The 17,966-nt window shown below is 66.4% G+C and carries 18 protein-coding genes and 1 riboswitch; of the genes, 10 read left to right on the top strand and 8 right to left on the bottom strand.

Annotation, left to right across the window (positions count from 1 at the left end; genetic code table 11):
* Positions 1–6: 6 nt before the first annotated feature.
* Together AC1KAR_RS08415 and AC1KAR_RS08410 are read left to right on the top strand one after the other, a co-directional pair.
* On the top strand, positions 7–1,152 hold the full coding sequence (locus tag AC1KAR_RS08415; RefSeq protein WP_480316422.1) for an alpha-D-ribose 1-methylphosphonate 5-triphosphate diphosphatase: 1,146 nt from the start codon (positions 7–9) through the stop codon (positions 1,150–1,152).
* A 366-nt stretch (positions 1,153–1,518) separates the two neighbouring features.
* Positions 1,519–2,250, top strand: coding sequence for an alpha/beta fold hydrolase (locus AC1KAR_RS08410; RefSeq protein ID WP_480316420.1), 732 nt, complete (start codon positions 1,519–1,521; stop codon positions 2,248–2,250).
* A 111-nt stretch (positions 2,251–2,361) separates the two neighbouring features.
* Here AC1KAR_RS08410 and AC1KAR_RS08405 read toward each other — a convergent pair whose 3' ends face one another.
* The gene (locus tag AC1KAR_RS08405) at positions 2,362–4,515 is read right to left on the bottom strand and encodes a TonB-dependent siderophore receptor (RefSeq protein WP_480316418.1); all 2,154 of its coding nucleotides are present in this window, start codon (positions 4,513–4,515) and stop codon (positions 2,362–2,364) included.
* Positions 4,516–4,816: 301 nt separating this feature from the next.
* Positions 4,817–4,932, top strand: a riboswitch (TPP riboswitch).
* 76 nt (positions 4,933–5,008) lie between these two features.
* On the opposite strand from AC1KAR_RS08405, the gene thiC reads away from it, so the two are divergent.
* Genes thiC through thiE form a run of 5 tightly spaced genes read left to right on the top strand, consistent with a single transcriptional unit; the run spans position 5,009 to position 10,338 of the window.
* Positions 5,009–6,787: a phosphomethylpyrimidine synthase ThiC gene (thiC, locus tag AC1KAR_RS08400; protein ID WP_480316416.1), complete on the top strand. Its 1,779-nt coding sequence runs from the start codon at positions 5,009–5,011 to the stop codon at positions 6,785–6,787.
* 11 nt (positions 6,788–6,798) lie between these two features.
* Positions 6,799–7,818, top strand: a complete 1,020-nt coding sequence (gene thiO / locus AC1KAR_RS08395; RefSeq protein WP_480316414.1) for a glycine oxidase ThiO — start codon at positions 6,799–6,801, stop codon at positions 7,816–7,818.
* A gap of 3 nt (positions 7,819–7,821) precedes the next feature.
* Positions 7,822–8,058: a sulfur carrier protein ThiS gene (gene thiS, locus AC1KAR_RS08390; RefSeq protein WP_480316412.1), complete on the top strand. Its 237-nt coding sequence runs from the start codon at positions 7,822–7,824 to the stop codon at positions 8,056–8,058.
* Between the two features lie 2 nt (positions 8,059–8,060).
* A complete protein-coding gene (locus AC1KAR_RS08385; protein ID WP_480316410.1) occupies positions 8,061–8,855 on the top strand; it encodes a thiazole synthase in 795 nt (264 codons plus the stop codon).
* Between the two features lie 16 nt (positions 8,856–8,871).
* The gene (gene thiE / locus AC1KAR_RS08380; protein WP_480316408.1) at positions 8,872–10,338 is read left to right on the top strand and encodes a thiamine phosphate synthase; all 1,467 of its coding nucleotides are present in this window, start codon (positions 8,872–8,874) and stop codon (positions 10,336–10,338) included.
* 1 nt (position 10,339) lies between these two features.
* Here thiE and AC1KAR_RS08375 read toward each other — a convergent pair whose 3' ends face one another.
* The 4 genes from AC1KAR_RS08375 to AC1KAR_RS08360 are packed head-to-tail and all read right to left on the bottom strand — an operon-like array spanning position 10,340 to position 12,799.
* The gene (locus AC1KAR_RS08375) at positions 10,340–10,768 is read right to left on the bottom strand and encodes an ExbD/TolR family protein (protein WP_480316406.1); all 429 of its coding nucleotides are present in this window, start codon (positions 10,766–10,768) and stop codon (positions 10,340–10,342) included.
* Positions 10,769–10,771: 3 nt separating this feature from the next.
* Entirely contained in the window at positions 10,772–11,446 is a 675-nt protein-coding gene (locus tag AC1KAR_RS08370; protein ID WP_480316404.1) for a MotA/TolQ/ExbB proton channel family protein, read from the bottom strand.
* 4 nt (positions 11,447–11,450) lie between these two features.
* Positions 11,451–12,266: a 4-hydroxy-tetrahydrodipicolinate reductase gene (gene dapB / locus AC1KAR_RS08365; protein WP_480316402.1), complete on the bottom strand. Its 816-nt coding sequence runs from the start codon at positions 12,264–12,266 to the stop codon at positions 11,451–11,453.
* A complete protein-coding gene (locus AC1KAR_RS08360) occupies positions 12,263–12,799 on the bottom strand; it encodes an outer membrane protein assembly factor BamE (protein WP_480316400.1) in 537 nt (178 codons plus the stop codon). Before AC1KAR_RS08360 ends, dapB begins: the two co-directional genes overlap by 4 nt.
* Before the next feature lie 107 nt (positions 12,800–12,906).
* On the opposite strand from AC1KAR_RS08360, the gene fur reads away from it, so the two are divergent.
* Positions 12,907–13,332, top strand: coding sequence for a ferric iron uptake transcriptional regulator (fur, locus tag AC1KAR_RS08355; RefSeq protein WP_480316398.1), 426 nt, complete (start codon positions 12,907–12,909; stop codon positions 13,330–13,332).
* Between the two features lie 32 nt (positions 13,333–13,364).
* On the opposite strand, the gene hprK is transcribed toward fur, so the two are convergent.
* The 3 genes from hprK to hpf form a co-directional block, all read right to left on the bottom strand.
* Positions 13,365–14,321, bottom strand: coding sequence for an HPr(Ser) kinase/phosphatase (gene hprK, locus AC1KAR_RS08350; RefSeq protein ID WP_480316396.1), 957 nt, complete (start codon positions 14,319–14,321; stop codon positions 13,365–13,367).
* A 42-nt stretch (positions 14,322–14,363) separates the two neighbouring features.
* Entirely contained in the window at positions 14,364–14,834 is a 471-nt protein-coding gene (gene ptsN / locus AC1KAR_RS08345) for a PTS IIA-like nitrogen regulatory protein PtsN (protein ID WP_480316394.1), read from the bottom strand.
* Between the two features lie 230 nt (positions 14,835–15,064).
* The gene (gene hpf, locus AC1KAR_RS08340) at positions 15,065–15,403 is read right to left on the bottom strand and encodes a ribosome hibernation-promoting factor, HPF/YfiA family (protein ID WP_480316392.1); all 339 of its coding nucleotides are present in this window, start codon (positions 15,401–15,403) and stop codon (positions 15,065–15,067) included.
* A 519-nt stretch (positions 15,404–15,922) separates the two neighbouring features.
* On the opposite strand from hpf, the gene corA reads away from it, so the two are divergent.
* Positions 15,923–16,885, top strand: a complete 963-nt coding sequence (gene corA, locus AC1KAR_RS08335) for a magnesium/cobalt transporter CorA (RefSeq protein ID WP_480316390.1) — start codon at positions 15,923–15,925, stop codon at positions 16,883–16,885.
* A gap of 34 nt (positions 16,886–16,919) precedes the next feature.
* The gene (locus AC1KAR_RS08330) at positions 16,920–17,792 is read left to right on the top strand and encodes a 2-keto-4-pentenoate hydratase (protein ID WP_480316388.1); all 873 of its coding nucleotides are present in this window, start codon (positions 16,920–16,922) and stop codon (positions 17,790–17,792) included.
* Positions 17,793–17,966: the final 174 nt, after the last annotated feature.

Raw genomic sequence — 17,966 nt, 5'->3', positions numbered from 1 at the left:
ATCCCAATGAACACCCAGGAACTCATCTTCAGCAACGCACGCGTCGTGCTCGCCGACGAGGTGGTGCACGGCAGCGTGCGCGTGCAAGCCGGCCGCATCACCGACATCACCCCCGGCCCCACCGCCGTGCCCGGAGCTCACGACCTCGACGGTGACTGGCTGCTGCCCGGCCTGGTGGAGGTGCACACCGACAACCTGGAGCGCCACGTCACGCCGCGGCCCAAGGTGCACTTCCCGATGCAGGGCGCCGTGCAGGCGCACGATGCCGAGGTGGCCGCCAACGGCATCACTACCGTGCTCGACGCCATCGGCGTGGGCGACCCCTACGACGAGGGCTTTCGCTCGCGCGACCAGAGCGAGTTGCTGACCGTGCTCGACCGGCTGGAGACAGCCGGCATGCTGCGCGCCGACCACCTGATCCATGTGCGCTGCGAACTGCCAGCGCACAACGCACGCCCCCTGTTCGAGCCCTTCGCCCGCCACCCACGCCTGCGCCTCATCTCACTGATGGACCACACGCCCGGCCAGCGCCAGTGGAGCGACATCGAGCACGCCCGCATCTACTACACCGGCAAGAAGGGCTGGAGCGCGCAGCAGTTCGAGGACGAGGTGCGCATCGCACCCGAACGCCAGCGCCAATACGCCACGCCCAACCGAGCCTGGTTCACCGACTTCGCCCACACGCACGGCGTGGCGCTCGCCACGCACGACGACACCACCGTGGAGCATGTGGACGAAGCCAAGGCCCTGGGCGCGAGCATGAGCGAATTCCCCACCACGCTGGCCGCGGCGCAGCGCGCCAAGGCGCTCGGCCTGAGCACGGTGATGGGCGCGCCCAACGTGATTCGCGGTGGCTCGCACTCGGGCAACGTGGCGGCGATGACGCTGGCGCGCGAAGGCGTGCTGGATGCGCTGTCGTCCGACTACGTGCCCTCCAGCCTGTTGCGCGCCGCCTGGCTGTTGCCGGAACAGGGTGGTTTCAGCCTGCCGCAGGCCGTGAACGTGGTGACGCGTAATGCGGCACGAGCGGTTGGCCTGCAAGACCGCGGCGAGATCGCACCCGGCCTGCGCGGCGACCTGCTGCGCGTAAAGGCGCTCGATGGCTTCCCGCTCGTGCGTGAGACCTGGGTGGCTGGGCGGCGGGTCGCATAGCGCACATTCGCGGGCCGGTGCGATCTCAACGCGTCCGCATGCGGCGCGTGAGTCGTGGCGAACGTGATGGCTCGCCGGGGAGGGTGGCAGGGGGAGGTCGTTCTGCGGTGGGTGCCGCTCTTCGGTGGGAGCGATCGGCCGAAGGCTGCCGCTCAGCGTCCCAACGCCAAGCAACCGAGCCTAGACTGAAGCGGCAACTCGCCAGCTGCATCATCGCCGCATGCCTGCGCGCCGTCTGACGGAGACTTCTCCACCCCTCAGCCCTTCGCATCCCGGGATACCCATACCCCCGACGGTGACCTCGCCGCATCGCTATAACCAACGGCTTCGCATCTCGCTCACCACCTCGCCCGAAGGAAACTCGCCATGCCCCACACCACGCCTCTGCTCCTCCTCCCCGGCATCCTGAACGATGCCCGCGTGTGGCGGCCGCTCGAGCCTCTGGTGGCCGAGCGCAAGGTGGTGGTGGCCAAGACGCATCTTCAGGATTCGACCTCGGCGATCGCCGCTGCGGCGATCAAGCTGATGCCGCCCGGGCCCTTTGCGGTAGCAGGGTTCTCGCTGGGCGGCTACGTGGCGCTCGAGGTCTGCCGCCAGGCGCCCAGACGCATCGCCGGCCTGGCGCTGCTCGACACCGGCGCGCGAGCCGACACCGAAGAGTCGCAACAGAACCGGCACGAGATGATCACCTCGCTCCACACCGGCATGGCGACCTTCGACAAGGTGGTGCGTGGCATGGCGCCCAAGCTGCTGCACCCCGACCACGCGGAAGACGAGGCCTTGCTCTCGCTGCTGCTCGACATGGCGCACAAGGCCGGGCAAGACGGGTTCATACGCCAGCAGACGGCCGCAATGACGCGGCCCGATCGCCGCGAGGTGCTGCGCTCGGTGCACGCGCCGGCGCTGGTGCTGTGCGGTGAGCAGGATCGGGTGACGCCACCCACCTTGAACGAAGAGATGGCCGGCCTGCTGCCCGGCGAGGTGGAGCGGGTGATCGTGCCGCAAAGCGGCCATCTCTCGACGCTGGAGCAGCCGGCGGCGGTGGCCGAGGCCGTCGCACGCTGGCTCAAACGGGTGGACGACGCAGCCGCGCAGTAGCCGCCGGCGTTGTTGCCTAAGTGGCACTCGCGCTCGCGCAGCGGCAGCGCGCTCCACGAGGATGGATAGACGGATGGGCCCAGCGCCTCCCGGCGCCGGCCCCAGGGCGCATCAGAGCGCGTAATTGAAGGTCAGCTGGGCATTGGTCGGCGCGCCGTAGATCGCGCCGTACTGGATGCCGTTGATGTACTTCTCGTTGAAGATGTTGTTGATGTTCAGTCGCAGGGTGGCGCGCTGGGTGATGTCGTACGAGGCGAAGGCGTTGGCCACGAAGAAGGAGTCCTGGTGCGTGACGACCTGGCCCGCGTCGTTCTTCTTGCTGGTGTCAGACTGCCAGCGGACGGCAGCACCCAGTTTGAGCGCCGGCAGGCCGGGCACGCGGGTATCGAAGCCGAGGTTGAACGTGGTGCGGGGGATCCACTCGAATGTTTCGTTGTTGCCGCTGGGGTCGTCCAGCTTCATGTGGGTGGCACCGAAGATGATCTGCGCCCCTTCGGCCACACGGCCGGTGACTTCGAACTCGACCCCCGTGGAGTTCACGTCCTGCGCAGCGTAGAAATACTGCTGGGTGGCGGGGTCCACGCCGGCCTGAACGGCAAGGCCTTTCTGTTCGCTGCGAAACACCGCGAAGGTGGTCAACAGCTTCTTGTCCAGCCAGTTGGCCTTGACGCCGGCCTCGGTGTTCACGCCTTCGGTCGGGTCGAGGAAGCGGCCGTTGGCGTCGTACTGATCCTGGTTCTGGTAGATGTTGGAGTACGACAGGTAGCCGGTGAGGTTCGGCGTGAAGTCGTACGTCAGGCCGGCGTAGGGGCTTACCTTGTCGGTGTCGGGGTACTCGATCGGCGGCGTGATGGAGCCGTAGCGCGAGCCCCCCTTGCGCGAGAGCTTGACGGCGTTCATGCCGACGATGCCCTTCAGGCCATCGGCCAGCGACAGGCGCGTGGCGCCGTAGAAGCGGGTCAGTTGCTGTTCGCCGTCGGAGTACGGTGCGAGGGCGCCCCACGTGGGCTCGGCGTAGACGTTGCCGCCATAGGGGAAAGCGGGCAGCGCCAGGAAGTTGCCGGCCGTGATGGCATAGCTGTCGGCGGTGGTCTTTTGAACCGAGTAGCTCAGGCCGGCGATGAGTTCGTGTTCGCGGCCGAAGGCACCGAAGCGGCCGTTGACGTTGACGTCCACCACGTCGCTCTTGGTGGCTGTTTCGCTCTGGTAGGCCCAGCCCACGAGGCCGGTGTTGTCGGGGTTGAGGCCGCCGCCCAAGGTGTAGGCATAGAGCAGCTTGGTCGACTCGTCGGTCTGGGTGTGGCTGTAGGTGCCCTTCACTTCCCAATTGGGGCCGAAGCTGTGGGTGTACTCGGCAAAGACGGTGTCGGACTTGGTGTTCCAGTAGGTCCAGTCCTGCGAGGTCGACGAGGACACGTCGAAGTCGACCATGCTGCCGTCGAGGTAGTTCAGCGTCAGCGAGCCCCACATCGGCGACTTCTGCTTCTTGTCCTGGTGCGTGTAGCCCATGGTCAGCGTGCCGTTGTCGCCGATCTGGCCTTCGACCACGCCGTAGATGGTGGCGTTGCGGTCATGCAGCGCACGCAGGTATGAATCCTTGTCTTCGTAGACTGCGATCAGGCGGCCAGCCCAGCGGCCGTCTTCGGTGAACAGCTTGTTGTAGTCGACCGCACCGCGGTAGGCGTCGTACGAGCCCACGGTGCCGAGCACCTCGCCGCCGTCGGTGTTGGTGGGGCGCTTGCGCACGTAGTTGATCGTGCCCGAGGCGTTGCCTACGCCGGTCAGCAGGCCGTTGGCGCCGCGGATGATCTCGATGCGGTCGAACAGGTAGGTGTCCATCTGGCCCACCACCGTGCCCCAGCTGTTGATGACGCCCAGGCCATCGATCTGCGTGTTCTGCACCGGGAACCCGCGCATGTTGTAGACCGCGCGGTTGGTTTCGTACTGCTCGACGTTGATGCCGGTGCCGAGGAAAAGCGCATCGTTGGAGCCGGTGAAACCGAAGTCCTCGATGGTCTGCGCGTCGATCACGCTGATGGACTGCGGCGTTTCCTTCAGCTCCAGGTTCAGGCCGGTCGCGCCGGTCGAGACGCGGTTGGCGCGCTTGGCCGTCACGACCACCGGCTGCAAGGTGGCGTCGGCCGCGGAAGCCGCTGCGGCGGGGGCCGCAGGGGCGGCGGACGTGGGAGGGGTGGTTTGCTGTGCCATGGCGGTACAGGCAGCGAGCGCGAGTGTGCTCAGCACGAAGGTGTTCTTTTGGTTCATGGAGGTCACCGGAAAGGAGAGGGAGGGAGATGACGCGCGGCGGTGGCACCAAGCCTTCGGAAAGCGGGCACTGCTACTGCAATGCGTAGTTTATGAGAATGATTCGCGTTTATCTCGTATGGTTTATGCGCGGCAACCGCTTAGCGCACAAATCGAGTAATTCGTCGCATATTTCATTGGCTGGTGCAGGGCGTGCGAGCAACGCCGGTGTGCAGCGGTGCATGCGGCACCTGCGCGCTCGACGGCTGAGCGCGCGGGATCGTCCCGGCTTGTGCGTGGCGTGGCCGCGTGCTTAGAATCCGCCCGCTTGTCGGGGTGCCGCGGACCATGTCGTCCAAGGCTGAGAGGGTGTTCTGCACCTAACCCGTTGAACCTGATTGGGGTCATCCCCGCGTAGGAAACAAGGCACTCGGCCACCGCCGGGTGCGTGCACCCGTTGCACGCGCCCCCGCGGTCTCCAGGCAGGCACCCCGTCCTTACACCTGGAGTTCCCATGGCCGCCACCCCTCTCGCAGGCATCGATGCCGCCGCGCTGTCGCAGCGCATCACGCGCACCCCGTTCGCCGGTTCACGCAAGGTCTACCTCGAGGGTTCGCGGCCGGACATGCAGGTGCCGTTCCGCGAGATCGAGCTGTCCGACACCTTGATCGACAAGGACCGGCGCGAGCCCAACCCGCCGCTGCGGGTGTACGACAGCTCGGGCCCGTACACCGACCCGCAGGCCGAGATCGACATCGCGCGCGGCCTGCCGCCGCTGCGCGCCCCCTGGATCGCCGAGCGCCGCAGCAGCATCAACCAGTCACAGATGCACTTCGCGCGGCGAAACATCGTCACGCCCGAGATGGAGTACGTGGCGGTGCGCGAGAACCTGCTGCGCGCGCAATTGCACGAACGCCTCGCGCAAGAGCGCCCGGTGCACGCCGGCCAGGCCTTCGGCGCGAGGCTCACGCGCGACATCACGCCCGAGTTCGTGCGTGCCGAGGTGGCCGCGGGCCGCGCCATCATCCCGGCCAACATCAAGCACCCCGAGAGCGAGCCGATGATCATCGGCCGCAACTTCCTGGTGAAGGTCAACGCCAACATCGGCAACTCGGCGGTCAGCTCGGGCATCGAAGAAGAGGTGGACAAGCTGGTGTGGGCGCTGCGCTGGGGCGCCGACACGGTGATGGACCTCTCCACCGGCGACGACATCCACACCACGCGCGAATGGATCATCCGCAACTCGCCGGTGCCCATTGGCACGGTGCCGATCTACCAGGCGCTGGAGAAGGTGCACGGCAAGGCCGAGGAGCTCTCGTGGCCGCTGTTCCGCGACACGCTGATCGAGCAGGCCGAGCAAGGGGTGGACTACTTCACCATCCACGCCGGCGTGCGGCTCGCGCACGTGCCGCTCACCGCCAACCGGCTCACCGGCATCGTCTCGCGCGGCGGCGCGATCATGGCCAAGTGGTGCCTGGCGCACCACCGCGAGAGCTTCCTGTACGAGCACTTCGAAGACATCTGCGAAATCATGCTCGCCTACGACATCAGCTTCTCGCTCGGCGACGGCCTGCGTCCCGGCTCCATCGCCGATGCGAACGACGAAGCGCAGTTCGCCGAGCTGCACACGCTGGGTGAGCTGACGCAGGTGGCATGGAAGCACGACGTGCAGGTGATGATCGAAGGCCCCGGCCACGTGCCGGTGCAGCTCGTGAAAGAGAACGTCGAGAAGCAGCTGGAGGCCTGCTACGAGGCGCCCTTCTACACGCTGGGCCCGCTGGTGACCGACATCTCGCCCGGCTACGACCACATCGCCTCTGCGATGGGCGCAGCGCAGATCGGCTGGTACGGCACCGCGATGCTCTGCTACGTGACGCCCAAGGAGCACCTGGGCCTGCCCAACCGCGACGACGTGAAGCAGGGCCTCATCGCCTACAAGATCGCGGCGCACGCGGCCGATCTGGGCAAGGGCTTCCCGGGCGCGCAGATGTGGGACAACGCGCTCAGCAAGGCGCGCTTCGAGTTCCGCTGGGAAGATCAGTTCCGCCTCGCCATCGACCCCGACACCGCGATGGCCTACCACGACGAGACGCTGCCGAAGGAGAACGCCAAGGTGGCGCACTTCTGCTCCATGTGCGGGCCGAAGTTCTGCTCGATGAAGATCACGCAGGAGGTGCGGGCCTATGCGCAGCGAGGAGTGCAAGAGGGCGCGAAACCGGTGATCGCGATTCAGCCGGCCATGGCGAACAAGGCCGAAGAGTTCCGAGCCCGCGGCGGCGAGATCTATCTCTGAGCTGCGCCGCGATGAAAGCCGTGATTGCCGGCGCCGGTCTCGCCGGGCGACTGACCGCCTGGCGGCTCGCGCGCGCCGGGTGGCAGGTGAGCCTGTACGACGCCGCACGCCGCGGCGATGCGCGCTCGGCAAGTGCCGTGGCGGCAGCCATGCTGGCGCCGCTGTCGGAGCTGGCTGCGGGCGAGATGGCGGTGTTCGACCTCGCGCAGCGCGCCATGGCCTTGTGGCCGCTCTGGATTGACGAGCTGCAGCACGACAGCGGCTGCGAGGTTTATCACCGCCGTGCCGGCACGCTGGTGCTTGCACACGCGCGGGATGCCACGACCCTCACGCAGTTCGAGCAGCAGTTGCGATGCAAGCTGCCGCCGGCCGAACTGGCGCGGGTGCAGGTGCTCGATGGCGAGGCACTTGGCGAGATGGAGCCGATGCTGGCAGGCCGCTTCGCGCGCGCGCTCCATCTCGCCGACGAAGGCCAACTCGCCAACGACGAGCTGCTGCACGCGCTCGCCGTGGCTCTGTCGCGCCGCGAGGTGCGATGGCACGAAGGCGAGGCCGTGCGCTCGCTGCACGGAGTGGCCGACGGGGCGGACCTGCTGATCGATGCACGCGGCTTGGGCGCCCGCGGTGACTGGCCTGCGCTGCGTGGCGTGCGTGGTGAGGTCATCACGCTCGAATGCCGTGGGGCGAGCCTGCATCGCCCAGTGCGTCTGATGCATCCGCGCTACCCGCTCTATATTGCCCCGCGGCCAGGTCACCGCTTCGTGGTCGGCGCGACCGAGATCGAATCGGAAGACGCCGGCCCGATCAGCCTGCGCTCGATGCTGGAGCTGGGCAGCGCACTGCACAGCCTGCACCCGGCCTTCGGCGAAGCGCGCGTGCTGCACACGGCCGCCGCGCTGCGCCCGGCGCTCGACGACCACTGCCCCACGCTGCGCCAGCACGAGGGCGTGTGGCAACTCAATGGCCTGTACCGGCATGGCTACCTGTGCGCGCCGGCGCTGGTCGACGACCTGATGCAACGCCTGAACTGACTGATGCGCTACGAAGACATCCTCCCGCAGCCCCTGCCACGGCGGCTCTCGTTCAACGGGCAGGCGATCGAGTCGTCGGCGACCACCCTGCAGGACTTGCTCATCGAACGCGGCTACGACCTGCGCGCAGCCATCGCGTGTGCCCTCAACACGATGTTCGTGCCACGCGCGCAATGGCCGCAGCGTTCGCTGCGCGCCGACGACCATATCGATGTGGTCGCTCCCATCACCGGGGGGTGACGATGGGCATCACACAAGCCTTCTCGGTGGCCGGTGTCACGCTGGACAGCCGTTTGATGCTCGGCACCGCGCGCTACCCTTCGCCGCAGGTATTGACAGAAGCCGTGACGGCCAGCGGCACGCAGGTGCTCACCGTGGGCCTGCGCCGCCAGTCGCCCGAAGAGGGCGGCGGCAATGCATTCTGGGATCGTGTGAAGGCACTCGGCTGCCACGTGCTGCCCAACACGGCCGGCTGCCACAGCGCACGCGAGGCGATCACGCTCGCACACATGGCGCGCGAAATCTTCGGCACCCACTGGATCAAGCTCGAAGTGATCGGGGATGAGCACACGCTGCAGCCCGATCCCTTCGCCACGCTGGAAGCCGCACGTGAACTGGTGCGCGAGGGCTTCGCCGTCTTCGCCTACACCACGGACGACCTGGTGCTCGCCCAGCGCCTGCGTGATGCCGGTTGTGCGGCCATCATGCCTTGGGCCGCGCCCATTGGCAGCGGCCGCGGCGTGCTCAACCCCTACGCGCTGGCGACGCTGCGCGCTCGTTTGCCCGATGCGGTGCTGGTGGTCGATGCCGGCCTGGGCCTGCCGTCGCATGCGGCACAGGTGATGGAGATGGGTTTCGATGCCGTGCTGCTCAACACCGCCGTCGCCCAGGCCGCCGACCCGGTCGGCATGGCCCGAGGCTTTTCGCTCGCCGTGGCTGCGGGTCGCGCCGCCTTCGGGGCCGGCGCGATGCCGCCGCAGTTGAGTGCCCAGCCGTCCACGCCGGTGCTGGGCATGCCCTTCTGGCATTCCGAATGAGAGGACCTCTCCCACGATGATTCGATTGCTGACAATTGCCGGCCACGACCCGGTGCACGGCGCCGGCATCACCGCCGACCTCGCCACCTGGGAGGCCATGGGCCTGCACGGCGCCAGCGTGGTCACGGCGCTGACCGTTCAAAACAGCCATGGCCTGGATCAACTTGTGCCGGTCGATGTGGCCGTGCTGCGTGCCGCGCTGCAAGCGGTGGTTGCCGACGGCGAGCCCGCGGCCATCAAGGTCGGCATTCTCGGCTCGATGGCGGTGGCGCAGGAGGTGAGCGAGTTCATCGCCGCGCGGCGCTGCCCGGTGGTCGTCGACCCGGTGCTGGCCGGTTCCAACGGCCGGCCCGCGTACAACACGCACAACGTGACCTGGCTCACCGCACTGTGGTCGCTGATGCGCCACGCCGACGTGATCACGCCCAACTGGCCCGAAGCCGCGGCCCTGGTGGGCTGCAATGAGACCGATGTGCTGGCGCACCTGCCCGCGCTGTTGGCGCTGAGCCGGCAGGCGGTCGTGCTCAAAGGGGGTCACGCCGGGGGCGCTTGCAGCGACGACCGCGTCTTCGACGCGCAGCGCAGCGTGTTGCTGAGCGGCGCCCGATGGCCCGGTTCGGCGCACGGCACGGGCTGCGTGTACTCCTCGGCGCTGGCGGGCATGCTGGCGCAGGGCTGGGATGTGTTCGACGCGGCGTGCGAGGCCAAGCTGCGTGTGTCTGCCGGCATCGATCAGGCGCGCCGCGTGGGGCCTGGGCGGCCCAACACGCACACGTCTGCGCGCACGACGAGCGAGCACCTGCCGCTGGCCCGCGAGCCTCTTCTTGCGGCAGCGGCGGATCTGCCCCGTGGCTTTGCGCCGCTGGCCGCACCGCTCGGCTTTTATGCTGTGCTGCCGAGCGCCGACTGGATCGAGCGCGCGTTGGCCTGGGGCGTGCGCAGCCTGCAACTGCGCATCAAGGCCGATGCAATGCCTGGTGTTGAACGGCGTGCGCAGTTGCGCGCGGCGGTGCGCGCTGCCGCCGAAGTGCCGGGCGCACAACTCTTCATCAACGACCACTGGCGCGACGCCATCGACCTCGGCGCCTACGGCGTGCACCTGGGCCAGGAGGACGTCGACACCGCTGACCTGGCCGCGCTGCGCGAGGCGGGCCTGCGGCTTGGCGTCAGCACGCACACACCGCTCGAGATGTCGCGTGCACATGCGGTGCAGCCGTCCTACGTGGCGCTCGGGCCGGTCTACCCCACCACATTGAAAGCCATGCGCTACGAGCCACTGGGCCTGCAGCGCCTGCGCGATTGGGCCGCGCGCCTGAAGCCGCGGTACCCGACCGTCGCGATCGGCGGCATCACCCAGGAGCGCGCCACCGACGTGTGGGCGTGTGGCGTCGATTCGGTCGCGGTGGTCAGCGCGATCACTCAGGCGGCAGACCCGCGGGCAGCGGCGAAGTCGCTTCTGCGGATCGCGCCCGCGGTGATATGACTTAGGGTTTGACGGCTGTCTGCGGTTCGGCCACGAAGCCGATGCGGCTGAGTCCGGCTTTCTGCACAACGCCAATCAACTCTGCTACCTGTCCGTAAGGCACGGCCTTGTCGGCGCGCAATTGAACCTCGATCTGGGGGTTGATTCGGGCCGCCTTGGAGATGCGTTCGGCGAACGTGGGTGTGTCCACTGGCTGTTCGGCAATGTAGAGCTGCCCCTTCGGGTCGATGGCCACGGCGATGAAGTCGGGCAGGTCGCTCGACGTAGCCGCTTCGCTTCGTGGAAGGTCGAGCTTGAGGCTCGAAGTCATCAAGGGCGCCGTGATGATGAAGATCACCAGCAACACCAGCATCACGTCGATCAGCGGCGTCATATTGATGTCGCTCATCGGCGGCGGCACCGAACTGCGTTCGAGGCGTCCGAATGCCATGACTCAGGCGCTGGGTGCCGGTTGCTGAGGGCCGCTGCTGTCGAGCAGCATCTCGCGCAGGTCGTGCGCAAAGCCTTCGAGCTCGGCCTCGCAGGCCGCTACCCGCTTGTTGTAGATGTTGTATGCCATCACGGCGGGAATTGCCACCGCCAGACCAGCCGCCGTCATGACCAGTGCCTCGCCCACCGGGCCGGAGACTCTTTCGATGGTGATGGTGCCCGCCGCCGAGATGCTTGCCAGCGCGTGGTAGATGCCCCAGACGGTGCCGAAGAGGCCAATGAACGGAGCGGTGCTGCCGATCGACGCGAGTGCCACTTGGCCGAACTGCAGTTGGGCCAGCACGCGATGCAGCGCATCGCGCAGGCGCCTCGTGAGCTGAGAGGCGATATGGCCGCGTGATTCGAGTGTGCCCTCGTGGGGACTGGTCATGGCCGCATCGAGCAAGGGCCGCAGCACACCCTCGCGGTCGAGTGATTTGAGCTCCTGGCGGCCGCATTCGAGCGTCGTTGCGGTCCAAAACGCCGGCACGGCGCGCGCGATGTCGCTGCGAACGCGGCGCAGAAGCCATCCCTTCCAGAAGATCAGAACCCACGCGCTGATCGACATAATCAGCAGCAGCCCAGCCACGCCACGGGTGACCCCGTCACCCTGATGCCAGAACTGAGCGAAGCCCTGCATGGCCTCAGTTCAGCCCCAGCACATCGGCCATGTTGAACAGGCCGGTGTCACGGCCTGCGAGGAAGCGCACGGCCCGCAGGCTGCCTTGGGCGTAGCCCGCGCGGCTGCTGGCCTTGTGGCTGATCTCGATGCGCTCGCCGGTGCCGGCAAAGAGCACCGTGTGGTCGCCGATGATGTCGCCGCCGCGCACCGTGGCGAAGCCGATGGTGGAGGGGTCGCGCTCGCCCGTCACGCCCTCGCGGCCGTAGACGGCGCATTCCTTCAGGTCGCGGCCGAGTGCGTCGGCCACGACTTCACCCATCGCGAGTGCGGTGCCGCTGGGAGCGTCGACCTTGTGGCGGTGGTGGGCCTCGATCACCTCGATGTCGTAACCCTCGCTGAGAGCGCGCGCGGCGGTGTCGAGCAAGCGCAGCACGACGTTCACGCCGACGCTCATGTTGGGCGACATCACGATGGCCATGTGCTTGGACTGCGCAGCGATCTCGGCCCTTTGTGCTTCGCTGAAGCCCGTCGTTCCGATGACGAGCTTGATGCCCAGCTCGCGGCAGGCCGCGAGGTGCGTCATCGTGCCTTCGGGGCGGGTGAAGTCGATCAGCGCCTGTGCATCTGCAAGGCCGCTCTTCAGGTCGGCGGTGATGTGCACGCCGCTGTTTCCACCGAGAAAGGCAGCGGCGTCCTGGCCAAGGGCGGGGCTGCTCGGCATGTCGATCGCACCGGCCAGTTCGCAGTCACCGGAGTTCACGATGGCTTCGATCAGCATGCGGCCCATGCGGCCCGACGCGCCGGTGACGGCGACGCGAATCGGTGCGCCGGCGCTCACGAACGCGGCTCCAGCGGCGGATACGACCGGATCGGGCCTTCGGGCGCCGAAGCGGCCGCCGGTGGGCGGGGCGCGACGGGCGGCAGGTTCTTGATCTGTTCAGGCGTCATGGCCAGGGTGGGCACCGTGCGGGGGGCGCCGTAGGGGTCGATCGAATCGATGAATTCGCGTTCCGAGGGCAGGTCGATCGCGCTGATGGTCTTCAGCTTGTCCTCTTCGAAGACCACAACCACCCGGCGCTGCTGCGGCTCGGTACCTTGGCGACGAATGGTGAAGACGTAGTCCCAGCGATCGGCGTGGAAGGGGTCGGTGAGCATCGGCGAGCCGAGGATGTCGCGCACCTGGGCGCGGGCCATGCCGGTCTTGACGAGAGCCGCCTGTTCTTTGGTCAGCACATTGCCCTGGACCACTTCGACGCGGTAGGGCGTGAGCAGGCTGACGGAGCTGTCGCTTGATTGCAAGGAGCTGCAGCCGGCCAGCAAAACGGCGGCGATCAGGCCGGCCGCGGCGGCGGTGGAGTGGGGGTGTCGCATGGTGGGGGAAGGGTGCGCGCACTGCGCACCAACCTCGATATGATTCGTCGATTCTAGCGGTTGGCCCCCTCGTGACCGCCCGCAAACCCTCGACGAAAGCTCCCGCCATGTCCAACGCCGATGACCTCAAGAGCAGTGGCCTGAAGGCCACCCTGCCGCGCATCAAGATCCTCGACGTCTTCCAGCACAGCGCGCAGCGCCACATGACGGCCGAAGATGTCTACAAGGCCTTGCTGAACGAAGGTGCCGACATCGGATTGGCCACTGTCTATCGCGTGCTGATGCAGTTCGAGCAGGCGGGCATCCTGTCGCGCAACCACTTCGAGGCTGGCAAGGCGGTGTTCGAGCTGAACGAAGGCAAGCACCACGACCATCTGGTGTGCATCAACTGCGGTCGTGTCGAGGAGTTCTACGACGCCGAGATCGAGCGCCGACAATCCGAGATCGCTGAATCACGCGGCTTCCTGCTGCACGACCACGCGCTGTCGCTGTATGCGATCTGTGGCGATTGCCAGCGCAAGTCGAAAAGCTGATCGGCTGACCCCGACGCGCCCCTGAAGGCAGTTCAGTTCGGGTCGGGCTTTTGCATTGCGCGCTGATGGCGCTCGATGAACTCGCGGTAGGTGTCGATGCCGCGCAACTGCAAGATGGTGTTGCGCACGGCGGCCTCGACCAGCACGGCCAGGTTGCGGCCGGCGTCCACCGCGATCACCACCTTGCGCACCGGGATGTTGAGCACGTCCTCGTTCAGCGGCTCATAGGGCAGGCGCTCGAAGTCGCGTTCAAGCGTTTCCTTGCGCACCAGGTGCACGATGAGCTTAAGCCGCATCTTGCGGCGCACCGCGGTCTCGCCAAAGATCGACTTGATGTCGAGCAAGCCAATGCCGCGCACTTCGAGCAGGTTCATCAACAGCTCGGGACAGCGGCCCTCGATGGCCGTCTGCGAGATGCGATAGAGGTCGACCGCATCATCGGCCACCAGCCCGTGGCCACGTGAGATGAGTTCGAGGCCGAGTTCGCTCTTTCCCAGGCCCGATTCGCCGGTGAGGAGCACACCCACGCCCAGGATGTCCATGAACACACCGTGACGCGTGGTGCGCTCGGCAAACAACTGCGCCAGGTAGCCGCGTACCACGTCGATCACATGGCCGGCGGAGCCATCTGTGACGAACAGCGGGATGTCCGCGCGGTCGCACAGCGCGACGAGCTTGTCGGGCGGCGTCTGGTTGTCGGCCACGATGACGACCGGCGGCTCCAGCGTCACGATGCGCTGGATGCGGCGTTCCTGGTCTTCGGGCGAAGAGTCTTGCAGATACGCCACCTCGCGGCGGCCGACGATCTGCACGCGGTACGGGTGGATGTAGTTGAGGTAGCCGACCAGGTCGGCGGCCGACTGCGCGTTGCGCACGGCGGCTTCGTCGAAGCGGCGCTCAGGGTGGGCATGGCCGGCAACCCATTCCCAACGCAGGGCCGGACGGTGTTCTTCGAACAGCGCTTCGGCGCTGATGACTGAGGGCTTCACGCGGCGAGGATAACCGGTGCGGAAGATCGCCGCGTCACGGCCTCAGGCCACCGACTTCAGTGGTTCCCAGTTGGAGATGAGTTCGTGCACCTTGGCGGCGCTGGGCTCGGTCTTGAGACGCTCGCGCAGTTCGCGGTCGCTCAGCATCTCGGCGATCTCGGAGAGGATCTCGAGGTGGCGCTGCGTTGCCGCCTCGGGCACCAGCAGAAAGATCAGCAGGCCGACGGCTTCGTCGTCGGGTGCATCGAACGGGATCGGTTGCTGCACGCGCAACACCGCGGCCAGCGGGTTCTTCAGGCCCTTGATGCGGCCATGCGGAATGGCCACGCCGTGGCCGAGGCCGGTAGAGCCCAGGCGCTCGCGAGCGAAGAGGTTGTCGGTGACCGTTGCCCGCGCGATCGCGTGCTGGTTCTCGAACAGCAAGCCTGCGTGTTCGAACGCGCGCTTCTTGCTGGTGGCATCGACGTCCACCAAGACGTTGCTGGAAGGCAGGATCGCGGAGAGTCGGTTCATCTGCAGGTCACGCTGAGCTCTGACGAGGCGCAGTCTGTTTAGTGACTGTGCGTGCAATTATAAAAATCGGGCTGTCATGCAGGCTAGGCCTGTGTGGTGCCTGAGCGGGAAATTGTGCACCTGCTGCTGCGTCGCAGCAACGCATGTGATCCCGCGATTGCATGGCGAATGCGCACAAGTCGAGGAAAAAAGCGGCCCGCAGGCCGCTTTGTGCACCAAGTGGTGGCGTGTCAGAGAGTGGCGTCGATGCGCTTGGCTGCCACATGGTGATGGTTCTGCAGTTTGTCCTTGTGGCGACAAACCTGGCGGTCCAGCTTGTCCATCAGCTGGTCGATGGCGGCGTAGAGGTCTTCGTGCGAGTTCTCCACGAAGATGTCTTTGCCTTTGACATGCAGCGTAACTTCTGCCTTCTGCCTTCGCTCCTTCTCCTTTAGCTTCTCAACCGACAGCAGCACATTGATGTCCACGACTTGGTCGAAATGGCGTGTGACTCGTTCCAGCTTGGTAAGCACGTACTCACGCAGGGCTGGTGTCACATCGAGGTGATGGCCGCTGATCGTCAAATTCATGAGGGCTCCTTTCGCAGGCGTGGTGGGACAGACAGAAGAGTTGTGAGGGAGGGGGAGACAGGGGGAGAGTACGGGGAAGCAGGGGGAGAGGGGTGTGCGCGACGCACTGCGGGGTCGTTCGGACCAGTGTGCGCCTGAACGATCCGAGTGACAAGCGGGTGACAACGAAGCCAGCAGGTGTGTTCGGCACGACACGCGCGATCCGTGGACACTGCGTGGATTCGGTCACGCCTGAATCGGGATCGCCCTCCAATCCGGGGCGTCGCGCGCCTTGCTGGGGCGTGTGAGCGGGTGTGATAATTCGCCGTTTCGTTCACGGAGTGCGAACCACGCATATGGACAGCAGTCACCCTCGGTGACCGTCCACTCTGGCTAGGCGGCGCAGTGAGTCTTCACAAGCTCATCAAACGCGCCGCAGGCTCCCGGGGTGAGGCGGTCTCCAGTTAGCCCATCGCCCCTTTTTCTGGCCCCCGCAGCAGTGCGCGTTGCAACAGCGCCTGCCGGACTCCGGAGCCCTGCATGCTGAATGTGTTCACGCTGGCCAATGGCCGGCTCTTCCAGGAAGAAATCGAAAGCCATGGCGCGCTCGCCCATGTGAACCCGGTGTGGGTCGACCTGGAGGCCCCCACGCCCGAGGAGAAGAGCTGGATCGCCCAGCACTTCGGCGTCACGATCCCCGAAGACGTGGTCGACGACGACCTCGAGGAGTCGGCCCGCTTCTATGAAGAAGACAACGGCGAGCTGCACATTCGCTCCGACTTCCTGATCGATGACGACGCGACGTCGCGCAACGTGCGTGTCGCTTTCATCCTGCACAACAAGGTCCTGTTCTCGATCCACTCCGAAGACCTGCCGGTGTTTCGCCTGCTGCGGCTGCGCGCGCGGCGCATTCCGGCCTTGATCGAAGACGCGAAAGACGTGCTGCTCAAGCTGTACGACGCCGATGCCGAGTACAGCGCTGATGCGCTCGAAGGCATCTACGACAACCTCGAGAAGGTCAGCTCGCACGTGCTCAAGGAAGAGATCAACGACCAGGCCGCGGCTCAGACGCTGGCCGCGATCGCGCGCGAGGAAGACTTGAACGGCCGGATTCGCCGCAACGTCATGGACACGCGCCGCGCGCTGAGCTTCATGATGCGCAGCCGCATGCTCAATGCCGAGCAGTTCGAGGAGGCGCGGCAGATCCTGCGCGACATCGATTCGCTCGACAGCCATACCGCCTTCCTGTTCGACAAGATCAACTTCCTGATGGACGCCACGGTTGGCTTCATCAATATCAACCAGAACAAGATCATCAAGATCTTCTCGGTGGCGAGCGTGGCACTGCTGCCGCCGACGCTGATTGCCAGCATCTACGGCATGAACTTCAAGTACATGCCCGAGGTGGAGTGGCGCTTCGGCTACCCCTTGGCGATCGGGTTGATGCTGCTGAGCATCGTTTCGCCCTTCTGGTACTTCCGTCGCAAGGGCTGGCTCAAGTAAAAAGGGCGGGCCACAACCCCTGAGGAGGCCCGTCATGACAGTCTTGCGTGTTCAGTTCGCTGCCGCCGCGTTGGCGCTTGTCGGATGCGTGTCGTCCCATGCCGAGTGCCTGAGCGATGCCCAGGTGCAGGCGCTGGCCGATGCAATCGCCGCGAGATCGCCCGCTGTCACGCCCGAAGGGCTGAGCGAATCAGACGCGGTCTGCACCCGTGCCAAGCTGAATGCCGTGCTGGCCAGGCGCCATGGTTCTGTGGTGGGTTACAAGGCGGGGCTCACGAACCCCGCCGTCCAGAAGCGCTTCAACTACGACAAGCCGGTCTGGGGCGTGCTTTACCAGGGCATGCTGCTCGGGAATGGCGCGGTCGTGGCGGTGGCGTTTGGCGCCCGCCCGTTGTACGAGGCCGATCTGTTGGTGCGCGTGAAAAGTGCGTCCATCAACCAGGCCAAGACACCCGCGGAGGTGCTCGACGCGATCGATCAGGTGATTCCCTTCATCGAGCTGCCTGATCTGGTGGTGCAGGCGCCGGCCAAGCTGAATGGGCCGGGCATCAGTGCGATCAACGTGGGTGCGCGCCTCGGCGTGATGGGCCAGCCGATCGACGTCCCGCCCTACCGCGCAGAACGCCATGCCTTGCTCGATGGCTTGCGCGACATGACCGTGGTCATTGCCGACGCAAACGGGGCCGAACTCGCCCGGGGCAAGGGCAGCGACATCCTGGGCCACCCGCTCAACGCCGTGGTCTGGCTGGCCGAGGCGCTGGGGCGCGAAGGCGTGGCGATGAAGCCCGGGGATCTCATCAGCCTGGGCTCGTTCTCGCCGTTGCTTCCGCCCAAGGCGAGCATGACTGCCCAGGTCACCTATCAGGGTCTGCCGGGGGCCGCGCCCGTATCGGTGCAGTTCAAGTAGATGGCGGGGGCGATGGCGGCGCGGCCCCGAGGGGCCGCGCATCTGCCATGAAAAAAGATTGCTGCACAGCGCCCTGGGGGGAACAAGGGAGGGAGGAGGGAGGAGAAAAACCGCCCCTGGATTGCAGTCAGGTAGCTGACCGGCTGTGCAACATAGAACTGGGTCGCGGCATGC

This window comes from Piscinibacter sp. PDB1-1, assembly GCF_056675995.1.
The sequence above is the reverse complement of the archived record's forward strand: the minus strand, read 5'-3'. Positions and strand labels throughout refer to the sequence as shown.